Annotated in this window: 9 protein-coding genes; all 9 read left to right on the top strand. The window is 64.7% G+C overall.

Going from position 1 to position 13,599, the window contains the following annotated elements; translation table 11 throughout:
- Nucleotides 1-8: 8 nt before the first annotated feature.
- The 9 genes from ACOYYX_RS29050 (at nucleotide 9) to ACOYYX_RS29010 (ending at nucleotide 13,561) form a co-directional block, all read left to right on the top strand.
- On the top strand, nucleotides 9-2,582 hold the full coding sequence (locus ACOYYX_RS29050; RefSeq protein WP_422926206.1) for a YfhO family protein: 2,574 nt from the start codon (nucleotides 9-11) through the stop codon (nucleotides 2,580-2,582).
- Nucleotides 2,583-2,700: 118 nt separating this feature from the next.
- Nucleotides 2,701-2,970, top strand: coding sequence for a 30S ribosomal protein S15 (gene rpsO / locus ACOYYX_RS29045; protein WP_422926205.1), 270 nt, complete (start codon nucleotides 2,701-2,703; stop codon nucleotides 2,968-2,970).
- Nucleotides 2,971-3,218: 248 nt separating this feature from the next.
- Nucleotides 3,219-5,486 (top strand): polyribonucleotide nucleotidyltransferase, encoded by a 2,268-nt coding sequence (pnp, locus tag ACOYYX_RS29040; RefSeq protein ID WP_422926204.1) that lies wholly within the window; start codon nucleotides 3,219-3,221, stop codon nucleotides 5,484-5,486.
- Between the two features lie 251 nt (nucleotides 5,487-5,737).
- Nucleotides 5,738-6,532: a two-component system sensor histidine kinase NtrB gene (locus ACOYYX_RS29035; protein ID WP_422926203.1), complete on the top strand. Its 795-nt coding sequence runs from the start codon at nucleotides 5,738-5,740 to the stop codon at nucleotides 6,530-6,532.
- Nucleotides 6,533-6,558: 26 nt separating this feature from the next.
- Nucleotides 6,559-7,932 (top strand): sigma-54-dependent transcriptional regulator, encoded by a 1,374-nt coding sequence (locus ACOYYX_RS29030; protein WP_422926202.1) that lies wholly within the window; start codon nucleotides 6,559-6,561, stop codon nucleotides 7,930-7,932.
- 191 nt (nucleotides 7,933-8,123) lie between these two features.
- Complete coding sequence (mutL, locus tag ACOYYX_RS29025) at nucleotides 8,124-10,100, top strand: DNA mismatch repair endonuclease MutL (protein ID WP_422926201.1); 1,977 nt, start codon at nucleotides 8,124-8,126, stop codon at nucleotides 10,098-10,100.
- A gap of 428 nt (nucleotides 10,101-10,528) precedes the next feature.
- Entirely contained in the window at nucleotides 10,529-12,028 is a 1,500-nt protein-coding gene (gene aroE, locus ACOYYX_RS29020) for a shikimate dehydrogenase (protein WP_422926200.1), read from the top strand.
- Nucleotides 12,029-12,030: 2 nt separating this feature from the next.
- Entirely contained in the window at nucleotides 12,031-12,582 is a 552-nt protein-coding gene (locus tag ACOYYX_RS29015; RefSeq protein WP_422926199.1) for a shikimate kinase, read from the top strand.
- A 40-nt stretch (nucleotides 12,583-12,622) separates the two neighbouring features.
- On the top strand, nucleotides 12,623-13,561 hold the full coding sequence (locus tag ACOYYX_RS29010) for a prepilin peptidase (protein WP_422926198.1): 939 nt from the start codon (nucleotides 12,623-12,625) through the stop codon (nucleotides 13,559-13,561).
- Nucleotides 13,562-13,599: the final 38 nt, after the last annotated feature.

Below are 13,599 nucleotides of genomic sequence, written 5' to 3'. Positions count from 1 at the left end.
CGTGAGCGATGTCGACCGACACGGCGGATGAGGGAATGGCCTGGCGACCCGAATCGAGTCGTTATGGCCGAGGAGACCTGCTCGCCCTCCTCTGCTGGACCGCCGCGATCGTCATCTTCTTCTGGGACGTCGTCACGCTCCAGAAGGCCCTCTTCTATTTTGATATCACCGAGATCAACTATCCGTACCGCGACTTCCTCGCCAAGGAACTCCGCCTCGGCCGGTTCTCTCGCTGGATGCCGGGGCTCTACTGCGGCTTCCCGCTCTACAGCGAAAGCCAGGCGGGTTACTTCCACCCGCTGAAGTATCTCATCTATCCGTGGCTACCGACCTGGCAGGCGTTCAACCTCGACACCGTGATCTCGATCTGGCTCACGGGGTTCGGCACGTATGGCTGGCTGAGGCGGCACGTCGGACCCGCGGGTGCACTGGCTGGGGCCGCGATCTTCGGCGTGGGCGGGTTCACCTGGGCCCACTTCATCCACACGAGCATGATCAACGCTCTCGCGAGCGTCCCGTTCATCGTCTGGGCCCTCGAGGTGGGCTGGGAGCGGGCCCGGTTCTGGCCGATCGCCCTGGGGGCTCTGGCGATGGCCAGCCAGGTCTTCGCGGGGCACCTGCAGGACACGATCCTGACGGTCGGGATGGTCTCGTTCTACACCCTCTACCGCGCCGCGACGCAGGAGACCTGGAAACAACGGATTGTGACCCTGGGGCTGACGGGGTGCCTGTTCGGGCTCGGTATCGGGATCGCGGCCGTGCAATGGATCCCGTCCAAGGAGTTGCTCGACCGCTCTCCAAGGGCCGGCGGCCTCACCTGGAACGACCTGACCTACGGCTCCTGGCACCCGGAATTGCTCCCGACCCTCGTGATCCGCGAGGCCCACGGCACCCGCGCCCGCGACACCGACTGGATGGACGGCTATTACCCCTATCACGAGATGGACTCGTACCTCGGCCTGATCGCCCTGGGCCTGGCCGTCGTCGGAGGGGCGGCCTACCGCGACCGCTGGGTCGCGTTCTGGGTCTTCTTCGCCGGGCTCTCGGGCATCCTGATGCTGGGCAAATTCACGTTCCTGTTCGACTTCGCCCACCGCATCCCCGTCTTCGGTAGCTCACGCATACCCGTGCGTTATCACCTCTGGTTCTCGTTCGCGATCGCCGCACTGGCTGGGGTAGGGGTCGACCGACTTTGTCGTGTTGGGCTCGTACGACTCCGAGGCGCCGGGTTGTTGGCCATCTGGTTGGTCCTGCTATCGATCCCACTTCTGCTCTATTCCTATAGCCCGATCTGGTCGGGAAAAGAGCGGTGGACGCTCCAGTACCACCAGAACCGCTATCACTGGCTGGCCGTCGAGATTGGCGTGGCGGCAGCCCGCACGGCTTTGCTGGCGGGGACGGCGTGGCTCATCGCCAAATCCACGTCGCGAGCCACCAACCCCATCACCCGATCACGCCTCGCGGCCTGCCTTCCCGTCCTGATCCTGGCTGACCTTTTGGGATCTCACTCCGCGGACGTCGCGTCGATCACTCCCGACTACTGGACTAAGCCGCCAGCGAGCGTGGCGGTCCTGAAACGCGACCCAACGTTCGAGCGACTCTTCGCCGACGCCAAGCTCTCGGCCGGCGAGCCCGGCTATGCCTCGGAGCCGATCGACTTCCTCCCCGTCCGCGACACCCTCAACTGGAGCCTACCGCCGGTCTGGGGCCTCAAAACATCGCGAGGCGAAACCCCCATCATCCCCGCGCGGCTCCTGAACTACACGGACACGGTGAAGCCGGGACGAGGCCGCTACGACCTCGAAGGGGTCACGCACTTCCTCACCGCGTTCCGGCCCCAGAGCACGTCCACGCGATACACCCAGGCGGGTGTCGCTTACATCGTCAAGAATCCAAACGCACTCCCCCGAGTCCGACTCGTCGGCCGCCCCGTGTACGCCAAGGACAAGGCCGACGCCCTCAAGTCCCTGCAGAATCTCGGGGCCGAGGTGCGTGATCGGCTCGTGGTCGAGGATCCCAAGAAACCGCTTCCTGAGGAGGCCGCCGTCTCGGGGACGGCCCGCATCGTTCGCGAAATCCCCGAGCAGATCGAGGTCGAGACGGAGTCGAACGGCCCCGCCTATCTTGTCCTGTCGGATACCTTCGACCCGGGCTGGTCGGCCGCAATCGATGGTAAGCCCGTCGAGATCCACCCGGCCTACGTGGCCTTTCGGGCCGTATACGTGCCGAGCGGCAAGCATACGCTTGTTTTTCGCTACTCGCCCGCCGGGTTCAAACTGGGCCTGATCCTGTGCATCGGTGCGGCGATGGTGGCGATGGGACTGATGCTCTTCGGCCCGAGGCTGATCGCTCTGAGCCCGGATCATTCGCCCTCCAGGTGGTCGAGCCGCTGGCCGACCTGGGGGGCGGGGGTGCTGGTGGCGATCGTGGTGCTGTCGCTCGTGCAAGTCGACGGGAAGGGGCACGTCTCGGTGCAGAGACGCTGGAAAAACAGCTTCCATGGCTTCACATGGGGGGCGGGCATCGCGGCGATGCGGGAGATGGCACCGGCTGCACAGCCTCCATCGGACCCTTCCCCGTGAACCCACGCATCATGGGGATTGCATTCGGAGAGCTCTTTGCCTAGAGTATACCCCTTCGAGTGTTGAGAAAACTTCAAGAACGGCTTTGAGTACAAGGCCAGCGGTTTTGGGGCGTGCGATGTCGATCACGAAGGAGAAGAAGCAGGAAATCATCGGGTCGTTTGGTCGGGCTACTTCCGACACCGGATCGCCCGAAGTGCAGATCGCTCTGCTGACTGCACGGATCACCGACCTGACCGAGCACTTCAAGAACCACGCCAAGGACCATGCGAGCCGCAGGGGTCTCTTGATGATGGTCTCGAAGCGATCGAGCCTGCTCAAGTACTTGCGGCTGACCAATCGGAAGAGCTACCTCGAGGTGATTGGCCGCCTTGGCATCCGCAAGTAAGCGGCCGATCGCCGGATCTCAGGGTTCTCGGCCACTTCAATTGGTTCCCGAGACACCCTGCGCTCGGCGTCGAGCTATATCAGGAAATTCTCGAAGGGGGCCGCGAGGATTCCGCGTGGCCCCTCTCGAACCCTTCCGTCAAGTCACCGGCTGATGTTGCGCCTCGAGAAATAGGTCGTGAGATGGCTGGCTCGAGGCCCTTCGCCTGTATCGCCCCGATCGACGCTGGCCGAAGTTAGGTGGAGTTCATGTCAATCACGCCTTTCGCAACGCGGAAGCCCGTAACCGTCGAACGTACGATCGGTAATAAAACCCTCTCGATCGAATCCGGTAGGCTCGCCAAGCAGGCGAGCGGCGCCGTGGTCGTCCGAATCGGCGACACGATGACCCTGGTGGCGACCGTCGCCGGCCCCGGACGCGAGGGACTCGACTTCTTCCCTTTGACGGTCGATTATCGCGAGAAAGTCTACGCCGCCGGCAAATTCCCGGGCGGCTTCATGAAGCGAGAAGGTCGCCCTACGACCAAAGAAATCCTCACCTCCCGCCTGATCGACCGCCCCATCCGTCCCCTCTTCCACGATTCCTACCGAGAAGAGGTTCAGATCCAGGCGGGCCCGATCTCGGCCGACCGCAAGAATGATGCGGACGTCCCGTCGATCATCGGTGCCTCGGCGTCTCTGGTGCTGGCTCGCGTGCCCTTCATGGGCCCGATCGGCGCCGTACGACTGGCCAGGGTCGAGGGGGAGCTCATCGTCCTGCCGACTTCCGAGGAGCAGGTCAATAGCGACCTCGACCTCGTCGTCGCAAGCACGAATCGTGCGATTGTGATGATCGAGGGATTCGGCGACGAGATCCCCGAGCCCGAGATGCTCGATGCGATCATGACGGCGCATCGATACAACCAGGAGATCATCGCCCTCCAGCATGATCTCGTCGCGGCCCTCGGCCTGCCCCCGTTCGAGACGCCCCAGACGCCCGACGACCCGCTCCGGCAAACCCTATACGAGCGGTTCGCCCACGAGCTCCGCGGTATCAAGCAGATCCACGGCAAGGCCGATCGCAACACCGCCTCCAAGGAACTGCTCAAGCGGATCACCGCCGAATTCTGCCCCGAAGGCTCGACCGAAACCACGCCCGCCCAGGTGAAGTCGGCCTTCTCCGGCATCGAAGAGCGCGTCGTCCGCGAATTAATCCTCGACGGCAACCGCCCTGACGGCCGAGGTCCTCGCGACCTCCGTCCGATCCACTGCGAAGTCGGCCTGCTGCCGTGTGCCCACGGCTCGGCGATCTTCCAGCGAGGCGAGACGCAGGCCCTGGTCACCACCGTGCTCGGCACCGGGGCTGACGAGCAGCGCGTCGACGGGATCATGAACGAGTACAGCAAGAAGTTCATGCTCGACTACAACATGCCCTCGTTCGCGGTCGGCGAAGTCCGGCCCATCCGCGGGCCCGGACGTCGAGAGATCGGACACGGGGCCCTCGCCGAACGTTCGGTCGCCCCGATCTTGCCCGGCTCGACCCGGTTCCCGTACACGATCCGCGTCGTCTCCGACATCCTGGAGTCGAATGGCTCCAGCTCGATGGCCTCCGTCTGCGGGGCCACCCTGAGCATGATGGATGCCGGCGTCCCGATCAGCGACCCGGTCGGTGGCATCTCCATCGGCCTAGTGCAGGATGAGCGCACCGGTCGTCACGTCCTCCTGACCGACATCATCGGTGACGAGGACCACTACGGCGACATGGACTTCAAGGTTGCCGGCACCCAGCGTGGTGTGACGGGCATCCAGCTCGACCTCAAGAATCTGGGGATCACCGAAGACATCGTCCGCGAGACCCTCGACCAGGCCCACGAGGCCCGGCTCGAAATCTTGCGGGCCATGCTCCGCTCGATCAAGCGTCCTCGCGAAGAGATCTCCAGCAACGCCCCTCGCCTGATCCAGATCCAGATCAACCCCGACAAGATCGGCTTGATCATCGGCCCTGGCGGCAAGACCATCCGTCGCCTCCAGGAGGAGACGGGGGCCAAGATCGACATCGAGGACAGCGGCATCGTCACCCTCTCGAGCAATACCGCCGAGGGTGCGGAGTCGGCCCGCGACAAGATCCAGGCGATGACCGAAGGGGTCCAGATCGGCCGCATTTACGAAGGCCGGGTCACCTCGATCAAGGACTTCGGGGCGTTCGTCGAGATCCTCCCCGGCAAGGACGGCCTGGTCCACATCAGCGAGATGTCGGAAGGCTACGTCAGCAGCGTCACCGACATCTGCCGGGTCGGCGACACAATGCTGGTGAAGGCGATCTCCGTCGACGACCAGGATCGCGTCAAGCTCTCCCGCAAGGCGGCCCTCGCCGAGCGTGGGGAAGTCGACGAGTATGCCAAGGCCCATCCCGCCTCGGAACGCCCCCCGGCGTCCGACCGCGGCCCCGGCGGTCCTCCTCGTCGAGGCCCAGGCGGAGGTGGCGGCTACGGTGGCGGCGGCGACCGGGGCCCTCGCGGTCCCAGGGATCGCGACTGAGCTCCGCGAGGGTCGTCCCTCCTACGACCCTCGCCGACCGAACCAATCCGAACCCAACTTTGAGGCACGGTCCCATTTTAGGGACCGTGCCGTTCGAATTCGGGGGTTCGTCGCTCGAACATCGCGCTTCCTTGCGGTAGGATCCCCGAGTCGGCTTCGCTTCCGAAAGGGGCGGCGGATTTCAAGGTCCCTCCGCCCCGGCTTGCTGGCCCTTAACGAAACGAGTGCCGTCCTTCCGGCGGGTGCCGCCAATGGATGATCTCATTCGCAAAACGTCTCCGGATCTGCACGACTCCGGCTCCTCGTCCGTCTCGATGCTCGAAGCGGAGCCCGATGACCAGGAGCTCAACCGCCGCTTGCGGGAGCAGTATACCGAGATCGCACAGCTCGCGGGCGGGCTCGCACACGAGATCCGCAACCCGCTCTCGACGATGAGCCTGAATCTCGACCTCCTCGCCGAGGATTTCGAGAACCCCGAGACGCCCAGGGACAAGCGGGTACTGAAGAAGATTGAGCGGCTCCGCCAGGAGACGCATCGGCTTCACAACATCCTCGAGAGCTTCCTCAGGTTCGCCAACGTCCAGACCCTCCACACGCAGGAAGCCAGCCTCAGCGACGTGATCGATGAGCTTCGCGACTTCTACGAGCCGACGGCGACGACGAAGGGGATCGTCATCAGGACCCAGTATTCCCCGTCGCTCCCGCCAGTCCTCCTGGACAAGGATCTGTTCAAGCAAGCACTCCTGAACTTCTTCCTGAACGCCGAGCACGCCATGCCCGACGGCGGCGAGCTTATCGTGAAGACTCATCGCGAGGGGGACTGGAATGTCATCGACCTGATCGACACGGGTAAGGGGATGACCGAGGAGACTCGCACACGCCTGTTCGACCCCTTCTACACGACGAGGCCGGGGGGGAGCGGCTTGGGGCTCCCCACGACGCGCAAGATCGTCGAGGCCCACGGCGGGACGATCGGCGTGCAGAGCGTACTCGGCAAAGGGTCTCAGTTCAGCGTCCGGCTCCCGATCGCCAGGCCGCATTCGTAATTCCTTCCGACAAGGGCTGAGGGCCGATGGACCAACAAATCCGCGTCCTCGTGGTCGACGACGACGCGCCTCACGCCGAGGCCGTAGCCGAGAGCCTCGAGCGCGTCGGTTATGAGTGCGTCGTCGCCACCAGCGGCAGGGACGGCCTCCTGCTGATCGAAGAACAGACCTTCGACATCATCGTCACCGACCTCATCATGGACGGAGTCGACGGGCTGGAGGTCCTGGGCAAGGCCAAGCGCGAACTCCCCGACGCCGAGATCGTCATCCTGACCGGTCACAGCACCGTCAAGACGGCCGTGACCGCCATGCAGGCGGGCGCGACGACGTACCTGACGAAGCCCCTCGACATCAGCGAGTTGCGGACAGTCGCCGACAAAGTCTCGCAGACCCAGCGTCTCGCGCGCTCGAACCTCGAACTCCAGCGCCAGCTCAACGAACGCTTCGGCTTCGAAGGGGTCATCGGCAACTCGCCGGCGATGCACACGATCGTCGCCAGGCTACGTCAGATCGCCCCGACATCGGCCACCGTGCTCATCACGGGCGAGAGCGGCACGGGTAAGGAACTCGTCGCCAAGGCGCTCCACAATAATAGCCCGAGGCGCTACAAGCCCTTCGTCCCGCTGAACTGTGCGGCCCTGAGCGAGAACATCCTCGAGAGCGAGCTTTTCGGCCACATCCGGGGGGCCTTCACCGGGGCGGATCGCGAGCGCAAAGGGTGGTTCGAGCACGCCAACGGCGGGACGCTCTTCCTCGACGAAGTCGGGGATATCCCACTCTCGACTCAGGTCAAACTCCTGCGGGCACTCGAGTCGGGCGAGATCGTCAGGGTCGGCACCAGCGACCCGATCAAGGTGAACGTGCGCCTGATCTCGGCCACGAATCGCGACCTGAACGAGGCGATCAGCACGGGGGCCTTCCGCCAGGATCTCTTCCATCGGCTCAAGGTTGTGAGCGTCAAGCTCCCGCCCTTGCGGCAGAGGCGCGAGGACATCCTGCTCCTGATCGACTTCTTCATGAAGGAGTTCTCCGCCTCACACGCGAAGCCGGTCACATCGATCACCCCCGCCGCCCGGAAGGCCCTGATGGCCCACCCCTGGCCGGGGAACGTCCGCGAGTTGAAGAACACGATCGAGAGCATGATCGTCATCGACTCAGACGGCATCCTCGACGTTGACGACCTCACCGAGGACATCCAGTTGTCCACGACGGCCGGCGCCGGGGAAGTCGCCACCGCTGCAAACTCCGGACTTGTCGGGCGACCGCTCGAAGAGGTCGAGAAGTACTACATCGCCGAGACGCTCAAGATGACGAACGGGAACCGCGAGGAAGCCTCCAAGCTCCTCGGGATCGGCGAACGCACGCTCTATCGCAAACTCAAAGAGTACGGGATCGGCTGAGGCGGGATGCACCATGCCTGAGTCCTGGTGTCTTCCATGCCCTGGCGTGCGACGAATCTCATCGCGGCGTGCCCACAGCCCGATCAAACGGGGACGAACCTGCACGCAATCAACGGCCGGATGCACCCTCGGTTTTATGGACGGGCGATCCGAAGGTATAATCGCATGATACGCCTTTCTGGAGGACCGTCATGGGCATCATCCGGCAGCTACCCCCGTCCGTCATCAATCAGATCGCTGCTGGCGAGGTCGTGGAGCGTCCGGCGAGCGTCGTCAAGGAACTGCTCGAGAATGCCATCGACGCGGGGGCGACCCGCATCGACGTGACGGTCGAGCGCGGGGGCAAGGATCTGATCCGGGTGGCGGACAACGGCAAAGGGATGTCGGTCGACGACCTGCCGCTCGCCTTCACGCCGCACGCGACGAGCAAGCTCGTCGAGGCCGAGGATCTCTTCCGGATCGCCACGCTCGGGTTCCGGGGCGAGGCCCTCGCCGCCATCGCCGAGGTCTCCAGGGTGCGCTGCCAGTCGAGGCAGACCGACTCGGCGATCGGTCATGAACTCGCGATCGACTTCGGTGTCGCTAGCCCGATCAAGGAAATCGGAGGCCCTGAAGGCACGGTGATCGAGGTCCGGAACCTCTTCGAGAACACGCCGGTCCGCCGCACGTTCCTCAAGTCGGATTCGACCGAGGCGGCCCACGTCTCGGATATGTTCGCCAGGATCGCCCTGGCGCATCCGACGGTCCGGCTCACATTCCGATCTTCGGGCAAGCTCGTCCACGACCTCCCGGCGGTGACCGGGGTCAAGGAGCGGATCGCGGTCTTCTTCGGGCAGGAACTGGCGGACTCGCTCCTTTGGATCGAGAGCCAGATGGACCCGGTCCACCTCTGGGGATACGTCGCCCACCCGTCGCAGAGCCGATCTAGCGCCAAGGGACAATTCCTCTTCGTCGGCGGCAGATTCGTGCGGGACCGATCGCTCGGTCATGCCCTGTCGGAGGCCTACCGCGGCCTGCTGATGGTCGGGCGGTTGCCGGTCGCGTTCCTCAACCTCGAACTCCCCCCGGATCAGGTGGATGTGAACGTCCACCCGACGAAGGTCGAGGTCCGATTCCGAGACGGGCCCCGGATCTACAGCCAGCTCCTCGCCACGGTCCGCAAGACCTTCCTCGCGAGCGACCTCCATTCCAGGCTCCAGGCGCCGCCGGAGCAGGGGACCTCGGCAACTCGACCGCTCGACATCCCCGCGCCGACTTTGCCGGTTAGCCCGATCTCCGCGGAATCGACCTCGAAGTTCCGGCTCGAGGAGAGGACTCCCGATCGGCAAATGGTCTCGTCCTGGTTTTCCTCGGGCGGGACCCCAAATTTCCAGTCATTCCCAACCCCCGGCTATGCGGGCGGTCCAACCCAGCCCGAGTGGGCCAGGAACCTGCCGCAGGCCGTCCCGACTCAGAACCACACGCAGTTCGACGAGTTCGCGGCCGAAGGTGTGGCCTCGGGAAGCGTCGAGGCTCCTGCGCCTGAAACTGGCTCGAACCAGGAACCCGAAGCCGCACCACCGATCCAGGCCCGCGACATCCTGCCCGAAGGACTCCCGACGAGGGCGCTCCAGGTCCACGACAGCTATCTGATCGCCGAGACCAACGAGGGGATGATGGTCATCGACCAGCACGCCCTCCACGAGCGGATCCTCTATGAGGAACTCCGCGACCGCGTCCGGCGCGGGGCCGTCGAGAGCCAACGTCTGCTCGTCCCGGAACCCGTCGACCTCTCCGCCGCCGAGGCCGCGGCCGTGCTCGAACACCGCGAGTTGCTCGGCAGCCTGGGACTCGAGATCGAGCCCTTCGGCGGCGACACGGTGGCGGTGACGACGACTCCTACCATGCTCTTCCAGGTCGCGCCCGACCGCCTGCTCCGCGACCTGGCCGAGCATCTGCGGAGCAGCCCTTTGCCTCCCACGCGCGACGCGATCCTCGCCGAGCTGCTGCACATGATCGCCTGCAAGGCGGCCGTGAAGGCGGGGCAGAAGCTCTCGCCCGAGGAGGTCGCGGCCCTGCTGGAGCGCCGGCACCTCGTGGCCGATTCACACCATTGCCCACACGGCCGGCCGACAGCACTCGTGTTCACCAAATCCGAGTTGGAACGTCAATTCGGCAGGCTCGGCTGAGTCGTCCTTCAGCCGCCGCGCGTCGTCAACGTCCTTTGAGCCGGGTACGATCGAGGACTTCGAGAGGTCGACCCGCGGCGAAGGTGTTATGATTTCAAATGATCCTGCGATAATGGTCCTTGGTTTTCGCACGAGTGGGCTAGGCTGGTTCTGAGATCCCGGGGCGGGGTGCTCGGGTCGGGTGAGCCGGCAGGCGTCACATCGATAGTACGCGAAGGTGTGACGCCTCGATCCTGGGGCCTTGAGCGATCCCTGGTGCCGGGTCGTCCGGAAGCTCGCCACGCTTACGTTTGCCCCGCGATTGGACTTACCCTCACAAATTGCCCGATGTGTCCCCCTTCCGCATCCGCATCCCGTTGCCTTAAAATCAGGCTGGGTCCTCACGGACGTCGCCCGACGAACGTGACTCGTTGTTGGAGAGTTTGGCGATGATCTGTGTGACGATCGGTCGTGGCCGGCATTCGTCGTTGGCCGAGGAATGGAAAGCGGCGGCCGAGGCAGGCGCGGAGTTGGTCGAACTCCGGATCGATTGCCTCAGGCGCGATCCGGACCTCAAGAGGATCCTGTCGAAACGGCTCACGCCCATCGTGTTCACGCTGAGGCGGAGCGCCGACGGCGGGCTCTGGCGCGGGAACGAGGAGAAGCGGCAGCAGTTGCTCCGGGAGGCGATCGCGATGGGGGTCGACTACGTCGACCTCGAAGTCGACATCGCCCCCAAGATCCGCCGCTACGGCAAGACCAAGCGGATCATCAGCTACCACAACCTCAAGAAGACCCCCGCGGACATCGAGCAAATCGCCGAGCAGTGCGACGAGATCGACGCCGACGTCGTCAAGGTCGCGACGAGCGCCGCGAGCCTGGGCGACGCCAGCCGCGTCCTCGCCCTCGGGAAGAAGGCCAAGGTGCCGACCGTCCTGATCGCCATGGGAGCGGTCGGTGCCTTCACGCGGGTCCTCAACGCGAAGTACGGATCCCCCTTCACCTATGCGGGGTTCAACCCGGAACGCACGTTTGCGCCCGGCATGCTTAAGTTCCAGACGCTCAAGCGTGATTACTTCTACGACGAGATCAACGCGGACACGGAAGTCTATGCCGTCATCGGCGACCCGATCGAGCAGAGCCTGAGCCCGGCGATCCACAACGCTTCGTTCCGGCACCTGGGCCTCAACAAGGTCCTCGTCCCGATCCACGTCCCCGCGGGCAGGTTGGCCGAGTCGCTGAAGGAACTCGCCTGGCTCGACATCAAGGGGTTCAGCGTCACGATCCCGCACAAGGAAGAGCTCGTCAAATTGCTCGACCAGAAGGACGGGGCGGTCGAGCGCACCGGCTCCTGCAACACCCTGATCCCGAAAGACGGCAAGAAGATCGGCTACAACACCGACTATCGCGCGGCGATGGACTCGCTGGAGAACGCCATGCGGGCTGCGGGCGCGACAGGCTCGGCGAGCCCGCTCGACGAGAAGCAGATCCTGATTCTGGGGGCCGGCGGCGCGGCGCGTTCGATCGCCTTCGGCGTCGCCAGGCGAGGGGCGCACCTCCAGATCGCCAACCGCCACGAGGAGCGAGCCGCCGCCCTGGCGGAAGAGGTCGGTTGCCGCGTCCTGAACTGGTCGCAGCGGGCCAGCACCATCGCCGACGTCATCATCAACTGCACCCCGGTCGGGATGCACCCGAACGTCGACGACACGCCGGTGCCCCCCGCGACGTTCAGCAGGCCCGGCATGATCGCGTTCGACACGGTGTACCACCCCGAGAACACGATGTTCCTCAAGCTCGCCCGCGAGCGCGACTGCGGGGTTGTGACCGGGGTCGAGATGTTCGTGCGCCAGGCGGCCGAGCAGTTCAAGCTCTACACGGGGCAGGACGCGCCCCAGGACGTCATGCGAGGCGTCCTCCAGCGCAAACTCGGTGCGATCCGCGAATCATGAGCATGCGTCACAAACGTCAGGGTTTGGCCCTCGTCGGCCTGCGAGGGACCGGAAAATCGACCGTCGGGCGGATTTTGGCCGAACGACTGGGGTGGCCGTTCGCCGATGCCGATCACGAGATAGAGGCGAGATCAGGGACGTCCATCCGGGCGATCTTCGAGGAGCAGGGGGAGGGGGCCTTCCGAGACTGGGAGGAGACCATCCTGGCCGACCTCACCGGACGCCCGGGGACGATCGTGGCGACGGGAGGAGGAGCCGTCCTCCGCGAGACGAATCGGGCGCGACTCGGCTCCTTCGGTTTCATCGTCTGGCTCGTGGCGGCTCCGTCCGAACTGGCGGATCGCTTGAGGTCCGACTCTCGAGGGCTGGCCGGTCGACCCGCCTTGACCTCGGCCGGGACAATCGACGAGCTCGCCCAGGTCCTTGAGGCCAGGACGCCGCTCTATGAGGAAGTGGCCGACCTAGTCGTTGAGACGGCGGGGAAGACCCCCGAAGAGGTCGCTACGGCAATCCTCGAATCCTGGTCGACGCCTGCTGAATCCAGCGTTCCTTGAGACTTCGATCGACGACGTGACGGGGGTCGGGGCTTAAATCGTGCCATTGACGTGGTGGGTCATACTCCTGATTGGCGCCTGGATCTTTGCCCTCGGCTCCGTCGTCGGCAGTTTCATCAACGTCTGCGTCTTCCGCCTCCCCTGGCAGAAGAGCGTGATCTGGCCGGGGTCGCATTGCCTGAAGTGCTGGCACTCGATCGCCGCCAGGGACAACATCCCCATCTTCGGGTGGGTGCTCCTGGGCGGTAAGTGCCGGGGCTGCGGGGACCCGATCTCGAGCCGATATCCGCTCGTCGAAGCCCTGGTCGGTCTGCTGTTCACGATCACGTACGTCGTGGAAGTGGTCCTCGGGCCGAGGACCTGGGCAGGTGAGGTCCCGCTCACCAGCTTCGCCGTCTTGTTCTTCCACGCGATCCTGATCGCGCTACTGGTGACGGCGACGTTCATCGACTATGACCTCATGATCATCCCCGACGAGGTCACGGTCCTCGGGATGGTGACCGCGCTCGTCATGGGCACCATCTGCCCCTGGATTCGCCTCGAACCGGCGACGGCGACGACTCCCTGGGGCGGATTCTGGGTGGGGATGATCGGCCTGATCGTCGGCGGGGGGGTCCCGTTCTTCATCAGGCAGACGGCTTCGGTGATCTTCCGCAGGGAGGCGATGGGATTCGGCGACGTCACGCTCATGGCGATGATCGGCGCCTTCCTCGGCTGGCAGGCCGCGGTCCTGGCCTTCTTCCTCGGGCCCTTCCTGGGGATCGCACACGCCCTCTGGAAACTCGTGAAATATGTGGGCAAAGTTCTGAGCGGGAAGAAATCCTCGAGCGCCGACCGCGAACTCCCCTTTGGGCCTTACCTGAGCATGGCGGCGGTCGCGCTCGTTTTCTCCTGGAGATGGCTCTGGCCGCTTTGGGCCCGCGAGCTCTTCGAGACGCTCCGCGTGCTACCCTTGTGGCTGATGGGCCTCGAACCGTGACTTACGCGGCCACCCCGTCGGATCAACGAAGTCGGAGG

It is taken from the genome of Singulisphaera chitinilytica, assembly GCF_049331405.1.
Taxonomy (GTDB): domain Bacteria; phylum Planctomycetota; class Planctomycetia; order Isosphaerales; family Isosphaeraceae; genus PoT.
The sequence above is the reverse complement of the archived record's forward strand: the minus strand, read 5'-3'. Positions and strand labels throughout refer to the sequence as shown.